The following is a 16,327-nucleotide window of genomic DNA, read 5'->3' as shown; positions in this document are numbered from 1 at the left end:
TCTCAGCACCGATCTGGGCGAGGAGGCGCGCGAAGATGCCGTGCCCCCGTAAACTGGCGCGTCGCGACCGGGTGCAGACAGGCTGCGCCACCGGTGCCGATCAGCCCGGTTGACTGATGCGAGCCGGTGCCAACCGATACGAGCCGAGGGTGAAGGGGAGAGATGCCGGAGCCCACGATGCACATCGGCGAGGTCGCCGAGCGGGTCGGACTCTCCCTGCGCACGATCCGCTACTACGAGGAGATCGGCCTGATCTCCCCGTCGGCGCGGAGCCAGGGCGGGTTCCGGCTCTACCTGGAGGCCGACGTCGCGCGGCTCCAGCTGGTCAAGGACATGAAGCCGCTCGGGTTCAGCCTCGACGAGATGCGTGACCTGCTGGGCGTACTCGACAAGCTCGACGACACCGGGGCCGACGACCACGAGCAGATCGTGGAACGCCTGGCCATGTACCGGGTCGCAGCCGACGCCCGCTGTGACGCCCTACGCGGCCAGCTCCGTATCGCCGAGTCGTTCGCGGGCACACTCCGCAATCGCCTGGCCGCACACCGAAGCTGACCCGCTCGCCGAAGCTGACCTGCTCGCCGAAGCTGACTAGAAAACCAAACCCGGCCGCGTCGTCCTCAATTCTTCTCCCGCCGACGCCTCTCGGCCGCCTCGGGACCGCTGCCCTCGCGTCCGTCCGGCCCATAGACGAGCAGCGCCACGATCGGGATGGCCAGGAACCACAACCACGTGTGGGTGACGAAGAACAGGATCACCGCCAGGATCGGCGTGATCGACACGACCGTGGTCGCGTACGGCTCGGGCAGGCTGAGCACCCCGCGGTTGGGCGTGCGGTTGGGCGCGGGGTCGGGTTCCGGCGGCGGGGCGCCGGGGGTCAGGGTCTGCACAACGGGGGACGCGCCGGTCGCGGACGTCTCGGAACCCGCCTGGGTCTCGGTGAGGGCGGCGAGCTCGGACGAGTTCAGCGCGTGCGGCTGGGGGAGGTCGGTGAAGACGCTCGCCGTCTCGGCGTCGGTCTGAGCCTTCTCGACCGTGAGCGAGCGCTCCTCGTACTCCTTCGAGCTGATCCGCCCCGCCGAGTAGTGGTGCTTGAGCGCGTTCATCGCGGCGAACCGCTCGGCGTGCCCGATGCGGACGCCCGGGTCGACGGACGGGTCGGCAGACGGTTCGACGGACGGGTCGGGTTCCGGCGAAGCGTCCGGCACGGCGTCACTCATGACGTCCATCCTGGCACTCCCGAGCCCTACTGGGGAGGCGGTTCGTCCCCGTTCATCGTCGCCGGGGTGTTCGCCGAGATCCAGTCCATGATCTCCGTCGACGGCAGCGGCGGGGTGAAGAAGTACCCCTGCGCCGCGTTGACGCCCAGTTCGTTCAGTGCGGCCAGGATCTCGGCGCTCTCCACCCCCTCGGCCACCACCGTCATGTTGAGGTTGTGCCCCAGCTCGACCACCGACCGCACGATCGCGGCGTCGTTCGGGCCGTTGAGCATGTCCTGCACGAAGATCCGGTCGACCTTCAGCTCGTTCAGGGGCAGCTCGGCCAGCGTGCTCAGGCTGGTGAAGCCCTCGCCGAAGTCGTCCAGGCTGAGCTGCACCCCGGCCCCCGACAGGTGCTGCATGACCAGGCCGGCCCGATCCGGGTCGGAAGTGAGCGCGCCCTCGGTGATCTCGAGGACCAGGGACGACGCGGCGGCCCCGGTCTCGTTCAGCGCGTCGAACACCATCTGCGGCAGGTCGAGGTGGTTCAGGCTGCGTTCGGAGATGTTCACGGCGACGGTCAGGTCGTCACGCACCCGCCGCCAGACCGTGAGCTGACGCAGCGCGGTGGTGAGCACCCAGCGGGTCAGGTCGTCGATCAGCCCGGTCTGCTCGGCGAGCGGCACGAACTGGTCGGGGGAGAGCAGCCCGCGATCCGGGTGCTGCCAGCGCACCAGGGCCTCGACGCAGGTGACGCGCCCGCCCGGCTGGTCGATCTTGGGCTGGTAGTGCAGGCGCAGTTCGTCGTTGTCGATGCCGGCGCGCAACTGCCCGATCATCGCGAGCCGGTCCGGGTCGTAGTTGTTCTGCTCGTCGTCGTAGCAGACCAGCTTGCTGTGCGAGGTCTTGGCCACGTGCAGCGCCACGTCGGCCCGGTCGAGCAGGACCTCGGCGTTGGTGCCGTTCCTGGGCATGAAGACGACCCCCATGCTGCCGGTGACCCGGATCGGCACGTCGACGTCGTCGAGCACGATGTCTTCCTCGACCGCCCGGTTGATGCGCGCGGCGGCGGCCTCGATCTGGTCCGGCTTCTCGACCCCGGCCAGGATCAGCCCGTAGAGGTCACCGCCCAGGCCGGCCACGGTGTCGACCGCGCGCACGGTGTCGCGCAGGCGCTCGGCCACCGTGGTCAGCACGGCGTCACCGTTGAGCGGGCCGATGGCCTCGTTGGTGTCGCGGAAGCCGTCCAGGTTGAACAGCACCACGGCCGCGCCGCCACCCCGGCGCCCGGGCCCGAGGTGGATGCCCCCGCCACGTTCCACCAGGGTCGCGGTCTGCGATATCCGGTCGGCGAACAGAGCCTTGTTCGGCAGGTCGGTGAGGGCGTCGTGCAGGGCCTGATGCTCGAACCGGGCTGCGGTGCGGGCCAGTTCACGGGTGAACCACCAGACCAGCGCGGCCAGCACCAGGTAGAGCATGAGCAGCCCGGTGCCGAGCGCGAGGTAGAGCTGGTGCAGCCCGGCGTTCATCTGGGCGGCGATCGGCGCGTACGGCAGCTCGACCTGCAGCACACCCATCAGGTCATGCGTGAGGACGTTGTAGAGAGGCGCGAACGCCTCGATCACTTCGGTGTTCTGGTCGCCCGAGCCGGTTTTGACGATGGACGCGGTGGGCTCGCCCTTGAGCGCGGTGAGGACATCGGCCGCGGACTGCCCGTCCAGGTCGGTGCTGTCGCCGACGGCCGGGCCGTAGCGCAGGCCGGAACCGTCCGAGCTGTAGACGATGCGCAGGTCGGGGCCCCGAAGCCGGAAGCGGGAGATGACACCGCTGTCCACCTGGGTGTCGGCGAGCCGGTCGAGCCGGCTGCGTTCCCGAACCGTGACACCGTCTTTCAGCGTCACCGACTCCAGCTGTGTGTCGGTGATCAGCCTCGAGATCAGCGCCGCCTGCAGCCGTCCCTGCGCGACTCCCCGGTCACGCAGCTCCGTGCGGTACTGCGTCGCCATCACGGTGCCCAGTGCGACCACCGGAACCAGGCTGATCGCGGCCAGGGTCACGAAGAACCGGGCCCCCGCGTGCAAGCCCCACCATTGACGTAGCCGTAGCCACAATGCCCCCATGGGGATGGTCATCGGCACTGCGCCAACCGACTGAAGACCAGCCTCGCCAGTAGCTAAGTCCTTCTGAGGGCCAGTCTTGCCGGTGGCTCAGTTGTAGTCGGTGATGTTCACGCGCGAGGGCACGTCGATGCAGCCGGCCTTGGAACCGATCTTCTGCAGACCTTGGACGTCGCCCGGCGCCAGCCCGTTCGGCGACTTCGCGGTGAGGTCGGGGTACATCTGCTGGGCCTTGCTGCGCACATGGTCGAGCCCGGCGGCGTGGGCCAGTTCGTGCAGCACCACGTTGCCCTGCTTGTTGCCCGTCCCGAAACCCGGCTTCAGCTTGTTCATCCCGCTCGGGATGAGCACGGCGTAACCCCGCACCACGGCGGCGCCCTCGCCGCTGCTGCCGTACCAGGTCGCCCAGAGCACGCCCCCGTAGCCGAGAGAGTTCTCGCTGAACGAGAAGTTGGTCTTCTTCGGGTCGATCACCGCCACCACGATGTCGGCGGGCGCCGAGGCCAGGTTCTCCTGACGCGGGATGAACGTGGTGGTGCCGGCGTAGCGGTACTTCATGCCGGTCACCTTGGCCACGCGTGCCACCGACGTCTGGATCTGCTTCAGCATGGCCGGGCGTTTGGAGGCCGGCCAGCCCGCCATGTTCACGCGCCACACGATCGCCTTCTGGCACGGGTTCCAGCGGGCCGTCGTCGACTTGCCGCTGGCCAGCTGCGCGCTGCGCAGCGTGTAGTTGAGCCCGAGGGCCGTCTTCTCGCCGGTGAGGTTGAAGGCCAGCATCGGCGTCACCATGACGAGGGCCAGCAGCGTGAGCGCCAGCGCGACCTTCAGAACCGGCCGGGTGCGTGAGTGGTCCACATCTCTCACATCGAGTGCGGCCTGAGCCTTCTCAACCGGCTTCCCCCACCGGCCCGTGGCAACCGGGCAGGACTCCCCGGACGGCTCAGACCTGGTTGCCCAGCGTGAACACCTCGACCGGGCGCCAGGAGTCGGGCGCGTCCGAACCGGCGATCAGATGAACGGACGCGATGGTCGCCGACACGGGGAGCTGTGGGCTCACGTCGTCGGCGGCCTGCTTGAGGGTCTCGACCGGGTGGCCGTGCCCGAACGTGAGGTGGGGGTGGTCGCCGTCGTGCTCACCGGCGTACGGGGGAGTCTCCGGGAAGTGCCCCCACACCGCCGCGGTGAGCTGACGGAACGCCAGGTCGGGCTGGGGCGCCAGCCAGGTCACCTGGTCGCCGAACCAGCGCACCTCGGTGAACGTGACGTCGAACGGGGTCTGGGTCGCGAACAGGTCGCGCAGGGTGCCGCGGACCTCGTCGTCGATCTGCGCCGGCGGCAGGAACGGGTACAGCACGGTGACGTGGGCCGGCACGCCCTTGACCGCGTTCGCGTCGAGGCCGGCCCGGTGGGTGCCCACCACCGGCTCCACCTCGGGCACGGGCACGATCAGAGCGGACTGCTGCACAGCTGGCATATGACCAGTATCGGCGACATCCGTCAGCCCCTGACCTCTGCCGTGACCCCTATCGCTGTGTGCTGCCCTGCTGGATACGGCGTTGCCAGTAGGCCAGGCGGGTCGCACTGAAGCCGGATGTGGTGAAGCCCTCTTCCACCAGCAGCTTGCCGGGGGCCGTGGCCGGGTCGTCGGGGCCCTCGAACTGCCGGTCGGCCTCCGACCACTTGCGCAGCGGGCCGGAGAGGTACTTGAACCACTCGGCCGCGGCCATCAGCTCGACCGTGGAGACCTCGGTGGTCTCCTCCAGGGCGGAGCGGATGGTCCACAGCCCGAGCTGGGAGAAGTCGATGCCGGCCACGGTCAGGCGGGCGGCCAGCCCGTTGACGTTGCGCCAGGTGTAGTCGGAGGTCTCCGGCGGGGCGGCCCAGTTCCAGGCCTCCCGCATCTGCGAGTTCAGCAGCGGGAGACCCGTCCACAGCACCTGGCCCCAGATGACATGGGGCTTCGACGGGTCGGGACGGATGCCCCGGTCGCGCAGCGAGCGGACGAGGTCGACGAGCCGGGTCTGGTCGTCGGACGCGCGTGTCGACGCCTGCCGGATCACCTCGCCCCAGGCCGTCCAGAGTCGCTCTTCGGAGTCCACGCCCTTCTCGATCGGCGTGGCGAAGGCGTGCACCGTCCCGGCCAGATCGGGATTCGCTGACAGCAGGTACGACCGCATCAACGCGCGGTAGTACCCGGACAGCGGCGGGGGGACGGTACTCACCTTTCAGATGATGACAGCCTTCCGAGGATGCTTCGGTATCGAATGCCCCTTCCGGACCTGTCTGTCGCGGAGTGAGATCGAAGCGTTACGAGACGGCCCTCAGGAAGCGACCGCGAAGTCCTCGACCTTCGCCGCGTTCTCGTCGGTGACCAGGACGCAGTCCACCGACTGTTTCTCCGGCTGGGCGGCCTTGCCGGTCTTGATGAAGCTGTCGGCCTGCTCCACCGCCATCTCCGCGATCTGGCTGGCGGGTTGCAGCACGGTGGCCTTGATCGCGTCCTTCTCGATCGAGTCGACCACGTCCGGACTGCCGTCGAAACCGACGACGACCACGTCGTCCTTACCCGCCGCGTCGAGGGCCGCCTGCGCGCCCAGGGCCATCGTGTCGTTGCCCGCGATGATGCCCTTGATCTTCGGGTGGGCCTGGAGGATGGTCTGGGTCTTGGCGAGCGCCTCGGCCTGGTCCCAGTTGGCGGTCTGCTGGGCCACCATCTTCAGGTCCGGGAACTGGTCGAGGATGTCGTGGTAGCCCTTCGACCGCACTCCCGCGTTGGTGTCGGTCTCCTTGCCGGTCAGCTCGGCGTACTCACCCTTGCCGTCCATCAGCTCGGCGAACTCCTGCCCGCCGAGCGCCGCGCCCTGGGCGTTGTTCGAGACGATCTGCGCCACCGCGATCCCGGTCGAGTTGATCTCCCGGTCGATCAGGAACGACGGGATGCCGGCGTCCTTGGCCTTCTGCACGGCCGTCTCGGTCACGTCGGCCCCGGCGTTGTCGAGGATGATCGCGGCCGCCTTGCGGGAGATCGCGGTGTCGAACTCCTGGCTCTGCTTGGTCGGGTCGTCGTCGTGGCTGAGAACCAGCGTCTCGTAGCCCAGTTCCTCGGCCTTGGCGGCCGCCGCGTCCTGCTCGGCCTTGAAGAACACGTTGTCGGGAGAGGGGGTGATGACGACGATGAGGTTGGACTTCGGAGCGGCGGCGGTGTCGCCGTCGCCTTCCGAGGAGCTGTCGGAGCCACAGGCAGCGGTCAGGGCGAGCACGACGGTCAGGGTCACGGGAAACAGCACCCGGCCGGGCTTCACACTCCTGGCCTTCGCACTCCTGGCCTTCGCACGGTGGAGCTTCACGAGGAGGTCCTTTCACTGAGGGACGTCTGGAGGCGTTGCTGGGCGTGCTCGGTGACCACGGCGACGATGATCACCGCGCCCTTGACCACCGACTGCCAGAAGGTCGAGACGCCGACGAGCACCAGCCCGTCCGCAAGAAAGCCGATGACGAACGCGCCGAGCACCGTGCCGGCGATCGTGCCGCGTCCTCCCGACAGGGCCGTGCCGCCGAGAACCGCCGCCGCGATGGCGTTCAGCTCGTAGGTGGTGGCGGTGTCGGGGTAGGCGGCGCCGAGTTCGGAGGTGAGCAGCAGGCCGGCGAGGGCGGCGCAGGCCCCGCTGATCATGTAGACCGCGATCTTGATCCGGCCGGTGCGGATGCCCGCCAGCTCGGCCGCCCGCTCGTTGCCGCCGACGGCGTAGACCCGGCGGCCGAACGGGGTGCGCGTGGTCACGACGATGGCCGCCACGGCCACCGCGATCATGATCCAGACGGCGACCGGGATGCCCAGCCACTCGTCCACCCCGATGACGTGGAACCCGGTGTTGCCGCGTCCCGGCGTGCCGGCCAGGTTCGGGTAGGTGCCGCCGTTGCTGCGCAGCTGGGCGAAACCCCTTGCCACGTAGAGCATGCCGAGTGTGGCGATGAACGGCGCGACCTTGAACCGGGTGATCAGCACCCCGTTGACCCAGCCGACCAGGGCGCCCACCACGACGCCGGCCAGGATCACCGCCCCGACCGACAGGAACATCGTGGAACCGCCGGGCAGGGCCAGGCCGGTGAAGAGCAGGCCGCCGCAGATCATGCTGGCCAGGCCTGCGATGGAACCGACGGACAGGTCGATGCCGCCGGTCAGGATGACGAACGTGACGCCGATGGCCAGGATGGCGTTGATGGCCACGTGTTTGGTCATCAGGATCAGGTTTCCGGAGCTGAGGTACTCGCCGGAGATCGAGCCGAAAAGGATCATGAGCGCGATCAGCACGATCACCGTGCGGCCTCGCAGCAGGAGCAGGGCGAGCCGGGCGGTTCTGCCCGCCCGCCGCGGCGCCGGGCCGGGCTTCACGACCGGCGTCGCGACGTCGGTGTCGCTCATGACGAGACCTCCTGGTCAGGAACGCTCTGGCTGGAAGAGGCCGTCACCAGGGCCTGCTCGGTGATCGAGTCGGCGTCGAACTCCGCGGTCAGCCGGCCCGCGGCCATCACCAGCACCCGGTCGGCGATCGCGACGACCTCGGCCAGCTCCGAGGAGATGAACAGCACGCCGAACCCGGCCTCGGCGAGACCGGCCATCTCCTCGGCGATCTGGCTCTTCGCGCCGACGTCCACACCCCGGGTCGGCTCGTCGAGCAGCAGCACCACCGGGTCGGTGAGCATGGCCCGGGCCAGGACCACCTTCTGCTGGTTGCCGCCGCTCAGTGAGGTCACCGCCAGGCCGAGATCGCCCACCTTGATGGCCAGTTCGTCGACCTTGGCCCGGGCCGCCCGCGTCTGCGCGCCGCGCCGGAACAACCCGCCCCGGGTGAGACGGCCGATGATCGAGAGCACGATGTTGTCGCGTACCGACAGGGTCTGAACCAGGCCGTCGCGCTGCCGGTCCTCCGGCACCAGGGCCAGCCCGGCGGCGAGCCGGGCGCGCACGGTGGCCTTCGGCTCGGGGCGTCCCTTGACCGTGACGGTGCCGGAAGAGGTTGCCCGCAGCCCCATCAGGGCTTCCATCAGCTCCGTGCGGCCGGCTCCCATCAGGCCGTAGATGCCGACGACCTCACCCGCGCGCACGCGGAGTGACACGTCGTCCACGATTGGTCTTCGCGGTCCGGGAATCGTGAGATGATCTACCTCGAGCAGGGTTTCACCGAGGGGGGAGTGGTTTCGGGTGAACAGGCTTTCGGGGTCGCGGCCAACCATCTGCCGCACGATCCAGGCCGTGTCGGTGTGTTCCATCGACTCGTGGGCCACCAGGCGCCCGTCGCGCAGCACGGTCACGTGATCTCCGATGCGCCGGAACTCGTCGAGCTTGTGCGAGATGTAGATGATCGTGACGTCGTCGCGCAGCAGGTCGCCGATCACCGTGAACAGGATTTCCACCTCGTGGTTCGACAGGGCCGAGGTGGGTTCGTCCATGATCAGGATGCGGACGTCTTCCAGCAGCACGCGGGCGATCTCGACGAGTTGCTGCTGTCCGATGGGGAGTTCGCCGACCAGGCGGTCGGGATTCAGGTGGCCCTGGCCGAGGCGCTCGAGCACGGCGTGGGCCCGGGGGCGCTGGGTCTTGAGGTCGCTGAAGCCGCGTGACTTCAGTTCCTTTCCGGCGAAGAGGTTTTCGGCGATCGACAGGTTGGGAAAGAGGCTGAGCTCCTGATGGATGATTCCGATGCCCAGCGACATGGCGGTGCGGGGGCCGCCGATGTCGACCGGCTCTCCGTTCAGCAGAATCGTTCCCGAGGTGGGCTGTTCGGCACCGCAGAGAATCTTCATCAGCGTCGACTTGCCCGCGCCGTTCTCGCCGACGAGCACGTTGACCCGGCCCTGGTGGGCCTCGAACGTGACGTCATGCAGGGCGTGCACACCGCCGTAGTTCTTGCTGATGCTCTCGGCCCGCAGAATCGCGGAGCTCACGGCGTCACCTCGAGCGTGACCGGCACGATCATCGCCGTTCCCGGCACCAGCGAAGAGAACGCCCCGCTGAACGTGATCTGCTTGCCCTCCAGCTCTTTCCGGTCGGTGGGCAGATGATCGAGCACGTCGGAGCGCACCCGGTCGTTGAGCTGCGTGGCCACGTCGGCGTAGTCGAGCTGGTTGCTGAAGTCGCTGAAGCTGATGAAGCCCACCGCGTCGCGCAGGGCGGTGCCCGCGATCACCTGGCCGGTGCCGATGTTCACGTCGTCGTCGGTGCCCTCGAGCCGCACGGTCAGAGGGGTCGTGGCACTGCCGTCGTCCACCTTCGTCACCGTGCCCGTGCCCTTGACCAGGTACGAGAACGGTCCGCCGACTCCCGGTCGGTGTCCGTACCGCTCACCTGCCGCGTCCGGGTCTTCGCCGATCGCCGCGACAACGACAGACGCGTCGGTCGCCTTCGTGAGTGCGGGAACGACTTTCGAGTCCCAGACGCCGTCGACGTATGCGGCCGGGTCGAACACGTCGCGGTTCGCGGCGGCCTGGGCGTCGCTCCTGCTCTCGATCGTGTAGACGCCGGGAACGTGGGAGCAGGCGGTGGTCAGGGCCAGAACAGCGACCGCCGCACCCCACCGGGCAGACCGCAGCACTCCGCGGTTACCGGCAAACCGCGTGTGAATATCCATTCGGCGCTGATTGGACATGGCTCGATGATGAGTGCCCGAGACACCGCATGTCAATGGATAGGCCCTATTGGCCCGAGTTCACGCCTGGCGGTGCGAGGAGCTGCGGGGCTGTCAGACCGCGGTGACCTGAACCCCGGTTGCGGCCAGGGCCTCGAGTGCGCCGGGCTCGGCGCCCGAGTCGGTCACCACGTCACTGACGGCAGACAGGGGGCTGATGCGGGCGAAGGTGACCCGGCCGAGCTTGGAGGAGTCGGCGATGACCACACTGCGGCGGGCGCGACGCAGGAAGGCCAGGTCGGTCTGGGCCTCCATCTCGTCATAGGTGGTGCAACCCTCGTCGGGGGTGAGGCCGTCGACGCCGATGAAGGCGATGTCGAGGTGGTAGTTCGAGAGCATGGCCTCGGCCGCCGGGCCCACGAGTTCCTGCGACGAGCGCAGGATTCCGCCGATCACAACCACGCGCAGGCCGGAGTTGCCGACCAGCTCGCCGGCGATGTCGATGGCATTGGTGACGATCGTGACGCCGCGCCGCCGGGCCAGCTGGCGTGCGACCTCCAGGGCGGTGCTGCCACCGGTGAGGCCGACAACCGCACCCTCGGGCACCAGTGCGGCGGCGGCCTCACCGATGCGCCGCTTCTCCGTGTGGAAGCGGGAGGCCTTGATGCGGGAGGGCAGCTCGTCGCCGACATCGTTCGACATGGCACCGCCGCGGGTGCGCACCAGCAGCCGGTTCTGGGCCAGCGACTGCAGGTCGCGGCGCACCGTGGCGCCGGAGATCCCGAGGGATGTGGACAGGTCGCCGACGTCGACGCTGCCCTCCGCGCGCACCTGGTCGAGGATCGCGCTCAGCCGTTCCGCTCTCCGCACGCCGATCACCCTAGCCATTCTGTGCAGGGCAGTGCGCATTTGCGCAGCTGACTGCTCGTAACAGGAATGTTCGATTCCGTCATTGACGCTGCTTCGCGGCAAACCGTACGGTTCAGATCACCGTTCGCGCAGTAATGCGCAGTCAAAGCTTCATATTTGCTCACTTCCGCGCAGTCCCTTCTCCGCGCAGTCATCTCCAGGGAGAGTCATGCCGAAGACGAGAAGCAGCAAGTGGAAAGCCGTCGTGCCGGGCCTGGCGATGCTCCTGGCCCTGGCGGCCTGCGGTGCTCCGAGTGTGGGCAACGAAGACGCGTCCGACCGCACCAGCGGCGTGACGATCAACGTGGTGCTGGCCGCCGAGCCCCCGCCCCAGGCCCTGCTCGACGAGTTCACCCAGGACACCGGCATCACCGTGAACTGGGTGAACATCGACTGGGACAGCCTGCAGACCAAGATCTCGGCCGCGGCCGCCGCCAACACCTACTTCGCCGACGCGACGAACGTCGACTGGTCGCGGGTGGGGCAGCTGGGCAAGCTCGGCTGGTTCCAGCCGATGGAAGACTTCGTCGACACCGGGGCGATGAAGGACGACGTGCCTCAGCTCGCGTCGTTCACGAGCGACGGGCACGTGGTCGGGGTGCCGTACGACGCGTCGTTCATGGTGACGACGGTGAACAAGGACCTGTTCGAGAAGGCCGGCGTCACCGAGATGCCCACCACCATCGATGATTACACGCAGGCCCTGCGTACGGTGAAGGGCAAGGGGGTCTCCGAGAATCCGCTCAACATCCCGTTCGCGGCGGCCGAGGGACTGTCCACCTACTGGTACGAGACGACGGCCGCGTTCGGTGGCACGGTGCTCGACACGCAGGGCAACCCGCAATTCTCGACCCCCGACTCGGCCGGGTACAAGGCAGCGCAGTGGATGGTCGACGCGCTGAAGGAAGGCCTGGTGCCGAAGGGCAACATCAACGTCACCGACTCCCAGGGGCAGCAGACGCTCATGGCCCAGGGCTCGGTGGCCAGCACGTTCTCCGACTACAGCGGTACCGTCGACACGATCTACGACGTGAAGGAGTCGTCGAAGGTCGCGGGTGACGTGGCGTACCTGCCGACGCCGGGCGTCGACGGACCGGTGGCGAACCTGTCCAACCCGGACGCGGTGGGCATCCCCAAGCAGGCGAAGTATCCCGAGGCGGCGGCCAAGTTCATCGACTGGTTCACCAGCGTCGAGACACAGTCGGCGTTCGCCGGGCTGGACGGGCCGGACAAGATCTACACGGCCTACCCGCTGCCCTCGCACGTGTCCGCGGTGAGCAAGATGGTCGACGCCGGAAAGCTCTCGGGCGGCGAGGAACTCGTGACCATGCTGGAGAACTCGAAGCCGGTGTTCGAGGGCGGTGCCCCGACCTGGTACCCGAAGTTCTCGAACGCGGTCTACACCAGCCTGCACGCGGCGGCCACGGGATCGATGACCGTCGAGCAGGCCGTGGCGACCATGGCGAAAACCGCCCAGGACCTGGCGAAATCGTGACCACCCCGGTGCTGACCCGACCGGCGGGGGTGACCACGACGTCCAAAAGCCGGCGTTTCGATTTTCTGCCCTATCTGATGGTCACCCCGGTGACCCTCTTCGTCATCGGGCTCGCGGTGGTGCCCGCGGTTTTCGCTGTGGTGCAGTCGTTCTTCATTGTGGACGCGCTGGACCCGCCGATGCGGTGGGCGGGACTGGGCAACTTCTCGAAGTTGTTCCAGGACGCGGCCGTTCGCTCGAGCATGGCGAACACGGTGTTCTACGTCATGGTCGGCGTCACGCTCTCGACCGTGCTGGGCATCACCGCGGCAGTGCTGCTGCAGCGTCCGTTCCGGGGACGCAGTCTGGTGATCGCCGTGATGATCCTGCCCTGGGCCCTGCCCGGGGTGGTCGAGGGTATCCTCTGGCAGGGCATTTTCGAGCCCGGATCCGGTCTGATCAGCGGGGTGATGTCGCTCTTCGGTGCCGACGGGGGGCTGCTGCTGGGGCAGGACCGGCTGCTGACGGTGGCGCTCATCGAGGTTGTGCAGGTCTGGCAGATCACACCGCTGTCGGCGCTGCTGATACTGGCTGCGCTACAGCTGATACCGGCGGAACTGTACGAGGCGGCGCAGCTCGACGGCTGCGGACCCTGGGCCTCGTTCGCCCGCATCACCCTGCCGCTGGCGCGCCCCGGCATCGCCGTCGCCATGGTGCAGGCCGTCATCGCGACGCTGAACGTGTTCGACCAGCCCTACGTGCTGAACGGCGCCGCGTCCACGGGAGCGTCGGTGACCATGCAGACCTACTTCATCAGCTTCCAGAACCTCGACTTCGGAGCCGGTTACGCCCTCACCCTGCTCATCACGCTGGCCACGCTGCTGGTCTCGGTGGCCGTGGTGCGCCTCGTCTACCGGAGGGTGGAGCTGTGAGTCCTCTGCGCCGCATCGGGCTGGCCGGGCTCGTGCTCTGGTCGGTCGTGCCGATCTACTGGGCCGTGCGCACCAGCCTGCAGACCGAGAGCGACGCCCGGTCGACCCCGGTGCAGTTCTTCCCGCTGAGCCCGACGCTCGACAACTACCGGGCCCTGCTCGGCGACAGCGAGATCGCCTCCCAGATCAAGCGTTCGGCCTGGAACATCGTGATCGAGTGCGGTGCGGCCACGATCGTCACGGTGGTGCTGGCGACACTGGCCGCGTACGCGTTCGCCCGCATGACCTTCCCGGGCCGGAAGGTGCTGTTCTACACGATTCTCGCCACCATGAGCCTGCCCGCCTACACCACGCTGATTCCGCTCTACCGCATCATGAGCCAGTTCTCACTGGTGAACACCTACACCGGGATCGTGCTGGTCTACGTCTCCGGCTTCCTGCCGCTGGCCACCTGGGTGCTGCACAACTACTTCTCGAGCCTGCCGATCAGCCTGGAGGAGGCGGCGACCGTCGACGGGGCGAGCCGGCTGCAGGTGCTCCGGCACGTCGTGCTCCCGCTGGCCCGGCCGGGCATCATCTCCACGGCCCTCATCACCTTCCTGTTCGCCTGGGCGCAGTTCCTCTTCCCGCTGGTGCTGTCCAGTGACCTCTCCACGCAGCCGCTCACCGTCGTGATCGCCGGACTCCAGGGGCGGCACGTGGTGCCGGTGACACTGCTCGACGCGGCCGGGGTGCTGGCCATCGTGGTGCCGGTCGGTCTCGCACTCGTGTTCAACCGCTACATCGTCGATGGTCTGCTGGCCGGTAGTACACGCTGAAAGGTGTTCCATGAGTGAGAATTCCATCGTCCTGATCGGTGCCGGGAGCACGGTGTTCACGCCCGGGCTGATGAACGACCTGGCCGACAACCGGGTGTTCGACGGCTGGACGGTGCATCTCGTCGACCTGGTGGAAGACGCGGCGGAGACGATGGCCCGGGTCGGACGGCGCATCGCAGCCGAGAAGGGGGCCGATCTGACCTTCGTCCCGCACACCGACCGGCGCGAAGCACTAGCGGGCGCACGGTTCGTGACGACGACCATCGCGGTGGGTGGGGCCGACGGCTGGCGCCACGACCTGGAAGTGCCCGAGCGGTACGGCATCGTGCAGACCGTGGGTGACAGCGTCGGGCCGGGTGGTGTGCTGCGGGCGCTGCGTCATGTGCCGGAGCTCTCCGCGGTTGCCCAGGACGTCGCCGAGCTGGCGCCGGGCGCGCTCTTCGTCAACTACACCAATCCGCTGACCGCCAACGTCCGGGCCATCACCAGCACGGCGCCGGTCGACGCGATCGGGCTGTGCCACGGCACCATGCACACGCTGTCGAAGATCGCGGCGGACCTGGGCATCCCGGCCCGGGAGATCGGTGCGACCTTCGCCGGGCTCAACCACCTGTGCTGGCTGCTCGACCTGCGGTACGGCGCCGAGGATCTGTATCCGCTGCTGAGGCGGGCGGTTTCGGAGCGTGCGGGTGGTGCGGACGCGCCGTCGACGAACGAGGAGGGGGTGCATCTGCCGGTCTCCGCCGACCTTCTCGCGACGTTCGGGCTCTACCCGGCTCCCGGCGACCGGCACGTGTCCGAGTTCTTCGGGCACTACCTGCGCGGCGCCGACAGCTCCGAGCTGCCGTGGGGACTGCAGGGTGGGCGCGACGACACGATCCGCTACATCGACGAGAAGAGCGACCTCTGGGACCGGCTGCACGCGCAGGCCGACGGCACCGAACCACTGGCGCCGGTGGACGACGGGGAGGCCGAGCGTCTCGTCGACATCTGCGCGGCGGTGGTCACCGGGCGCGAGCACGTGGAGCTGGCCGTGAACGTGCCCAACCAGGGCAAGATCCCGAACCTTCCGGCCGAGGCCGTGGTCGAGATCCCCGCGGTCGTCGGGGCTTCGGGCGTCACCGGGCTCGGTGTCGGCGCGCTGCCGTCGGCGATCGCCGCCGTGCTCACTGCCCGCGCCCAGCAGCAGGAGATCACCGTGCAGGCCGCGCTGACCGGTTCCCGCGAACTGGCGCTGCAGGCGCTGGTGCTCGATCCGCTGGTACCGGGACTGGCCGTGGCCACGTCGATCCTGGATGATGCCTGCGTGGCACACGGTTCGACGATGGACAGGTTCCGGGCTTGACGATCTTTCTGGGAGTGGACGGCGGCGGCACCAAGACGGCTCTGTGCCTGACCGATGAGAACGGCGCGGTGCTGGCCTCCCTCGAGACGATGAGCATCTACCGGCCGGGTCACGTGGCACAGGTGGAGGAGATCCTGGCCTCGGCGCTGAAGGAGCTGGGGGCGGGTGAGGTCGACGCCGCCTTCTTCGGGTTCCCCGGATACGGCGAGATCAGTGCCGAAGTGCCCCTGCTCGACGCCCTGCCGGCCCGGTTGCTCGGCCACGACCGGTACCGCTGCGACAACGACTCGGTCTGTGGCTGGGCCGGATCACTCGGCGGCGCCGACGGCATCAACGTGGTCAGCGGCACCGGCTCGATCGCGTACGGCCGCCGGAACGGCACCGGGCTGCGGGTCGGGGGCTGGGGCGAGGGGTTCGGCGACGAGGGGTCCGGCCACTGGCTCGGGGTCGAGGGGCTGCGCCTGTTCTCCCGGATGAGCGACGGACGCGTTCCGGAGGGGCCACTGCTCGGGCTGCTGCGCGAACACCTGAGCCTGGCGGGTGATCTCGACCTGGTCGACGTGGTGATCAACCGCTGGGGGCGGGACCGTACGCCGGTCGCGGCGTTGTCGCGCGTGGTGGTGGAGGCGGCACGGGCCGGGGATCCAGGGGCTCAAGGACTCTTGGAGACCGCCGGGGCCGAACTGGCGCTGCTGGTGCAGGTGGGCCGGCGGCGGCTGGGATTCGCCGTCGACGAGGCGGTTCCGGTGTCCTACTCGGGCGGGGTGTTCTCGGCCGCCGAGGTCGTGGACGCTTTTACCCGTCACCTGGGCGACGGGTTCGATCTGCGGAAACCATTGCACAGCCCGGTGATCGGAGCAGCGCTCCTGGCTCGCGAGGTGTGACGAGCCAGGAGCGTACGGCG

Annotated in this window: 16 protein-coding genes; 6 read left to right on the top strand and 10 right to left on the bottom strand. The window is 68.5% G+C overall.

Annotation, left to right across the window (positions count from 1 at the left end; genetic code table 11):
• Window positions 1-162: 162 nt before the first annotated feature.
• Window positions 163-555, top strand: a complete 393-nt coding sequence (locus J2S57_RS04670) for a MerR family transcriptional regulator (protein ID WP_307238693.1) — start codon at window positions 163-165, stop codon at window positions 553-555.
• A gap of 65 nt (window positions 556-620) precedes the next feature.
• On the opposite strand, the gene J2S57_RS04665 is transcribed toward J2S57_RS04670, so the two are convergent.
• The 10 genes from J2S57_RS04665 to J2S57_RS04620 all read right to left on the bottom strand — a co-directional run bounded on the left by J2S57_RS04665 (window position 621) and on the right by J2S57_RS04620 (window position 10,815).
• Window positions 621-1,220, bottom strand: a complete 600-nt coding sequence (locus J2S57_RS04665) for a DUF1707 SHOCT-like domain-containing protein (protein WP_307238691.1) — start codon at window positions 1,218-1,220, stop codon at window positions 621-623.
• A gap of 26 nt (window positions 1,221-1,246) precedes the next feature.
• Window positions 1,247-3,331: a putative bifunctional diguanylate cyclase/phosphodiesterase gene (locus J2S57_RS04660; RefSeq protein ID WP_307238688.1), complete on the bottom strand. Its 2,085-nt coding sequence runs from the start codon at window positions 3,329-3,331 to the stop codon at window positions 1,247-1,249.
• Between the two features lie 75 nt (window positions 3,332-3,406).
• Complete coding sequence (locus tag J2S57_RS04655) at window positions 3,407-4,174, bottom strand: matrixin family metalloprotease (protein WP_307238685.1); 768 nt, start codon at window positions 4,172-4,174, stop codon at window positions 3,407-3,409.
• 85 nt (window positions 4,175-4,259) lie between these two features.
• The gene (locus J2S57_RS04650; protein ID WP_307238683.1) at window positions 4,260-4,793 is read right to left on the bottom strand and encodes a 2'-5' RNA ligase family protein; all 534 of its coding nucleotides are present in this window, start codon (window positions 4,791-4,793) and stop codon (window positions 4,260-4,262) included.
• 49 nt (window positions 4,794-4,842) lie between these two features.
• Complete coding sequence (locus J2S57_RS04645; RefSeq protein WP_307238681.1) at window positions 4,843-5,541, bottom strand: DUF3632 domain-containing protein; 699 nt, start codon at window positions 5,539-5,541, stop codon at window positions 4,843-4,845.
• 99 nt (window positions 5,542-5,640) lie between these two features.
• On the bottom strand, window positions 5,641-6,594 hold the full coding sequence (locus tag J2S57_RS04640; protein WP_370882567.1) for a D-ribose ABC transporter substrate-binding protein: 954 nt from the start codon (window positions 6,592-6,594) through the stop codon (window positions 5,641-5,643).
• 68 nt (window positions 6,595-6,662) lie between these two features.
• On the bottom strand, window positions 6,663-7,742 hold the full coding sequence (locus J2S57_RS04635) for an ABC transporter permease (RefSeq protein WP_307238677.1): 1,080 nt from the start codon (window positions 7,740-7,742) through the stop codon (window positions 6,663-6,665).
• On the bottom strand, window positions 7,739-9,265 hold the full coding sequence (locus tag J2S57_RS04630) for a sugar ABC transporter ATP-binding protein (RefSeq protein WP_307238675.1): 1,527 nt from the start codon (window positions 9,263-9,265) through the stop codon (window positions 7,739-7,741). The genes J2S57_RS04635 and J2S57_RS04630 overlap by 4 nt, the downstream gene beginning before the upstream one ends.
• Window positions 9,262-9,912 carry a DUF2291 family protein gene (locus J2S57_RS04625; RefSeq protein ID WP_307238673.1) on the bottom strand — a complete coding sequence of 217 codons (651 nt, stop codon included), beginning with the start codon at window positions 9,910-9,912 and terminating at the stop codon, window positions 9,262-9,264. The genes J2S57_RS04630 and J2S57_RS04625 overlap by 4 nt, the downstream gene beginning before the upstream one ends.
• A 147-nt stretch (window positions 9,913-10,059) precedes the next feature.
• Window positions 10,060-10,815 carry a DeoR/GlpR family DNA-binding transcription regulator gene (locus J2S57_RS04620; protein ID WP_307238670.1) on the bottom strand — a complete coding sequence of 252 codons (756 nt, stop codon included), beginning with the start codon at window positions 10,813-10,815 and terminating at the stop codon, window positions 10,060-10,062.
• Between the two features lie 208 nt (window positions 10,816-11,023).
• Between J2S57_RS04620 and J2S57_RS04615 the strand changes: the two genes are divergently transcribed.
• The 5 genes from J2S57_RS04615 to J2S57_RS04595 are packed head-to-tail and all read left to right on the top strand — an operon-like array spanning window position 11,024 to window position 16,307.
• Entirely contained in the window at window positions 11,024-12,349 is a 1,326-nt protein-coding gene (locus J2S57_RS04615; RefSeq protein ID WP_307238668.1) for an extracellular solute-binding protein, read from the top strand.
• Complete coding sequence (locus J2S57_RS04610; protein ID WP_307238666.1) at window positions 12,346-13,260, top strand: carbohydrate ABC transporter permease; 915 nt, start codon at window positions 12,346-12,348, stop codon at window positions 13,258-13,260. The genes J2S57_RS04615 and J2S57_RS04610 overlap by 4 nt, the downstream gene beginning before the upstream one ends.
• Window positions 13,257-14,078 (top strand): carbohydrate ABC transporter permease, encoded by an 822-nt coding sequence (locus J2S57_RS04605; protein WP_307238664.1) that lies wholly within the window; start codon window positions 13,257-13,259, stop codon window positions 14,076-14,078. The genes J2S57_RS04610 and J2S57_RS04605 overlap by 4 nt, the downstream gene beginning before the upstream one ends.
• 10 nt (window positions 14,079-14,088) lie before the next feature.
• Window positions 14,089-15,423, top strand: a complete 1,335-nt coding sequence (locus tag J2S57_RS04600; protein ID WP_307238662.1) for a family 4 glycosyl hydrolase — start codon at window positions 14,089-14,091, stop codon at window positions 15,421-15,423.
• Window positions 15,420-16,307: an N-acetylglucosamine kinase gene (locus J2S57_RS04595; RefSeq protein ID WP_307238660.1), complete on the top strand. Its 888-nt coding sequence runs from the start codon at window positions 15,420-15,422 to the stop codon at window positions 16,305-16,307. Before J2S57_RS04600 ends, J2S57_RS04595 begins: the two co-directional genes overlap by 4 nt.
• The last annotated feature ends 20 nt before the right edge of the window (window positions 16,308-16,327 follow it).

Origin of the sequence: Kineosporia succinea (assembly GCF_030811555.1) — a bacterium.
GTDB classification, from domain to species: Bacteria; Actinomycetota; Actinomycetes; order Actinomycetales; family Kineosporiaceae; genus Kineosporia; species Kineosporia succinea.
The sequence above is the reverse complement of the archived record's forward strand: the minus strand, read 5'-3'. Positions and strand labels throughout refer to the sequence as shown.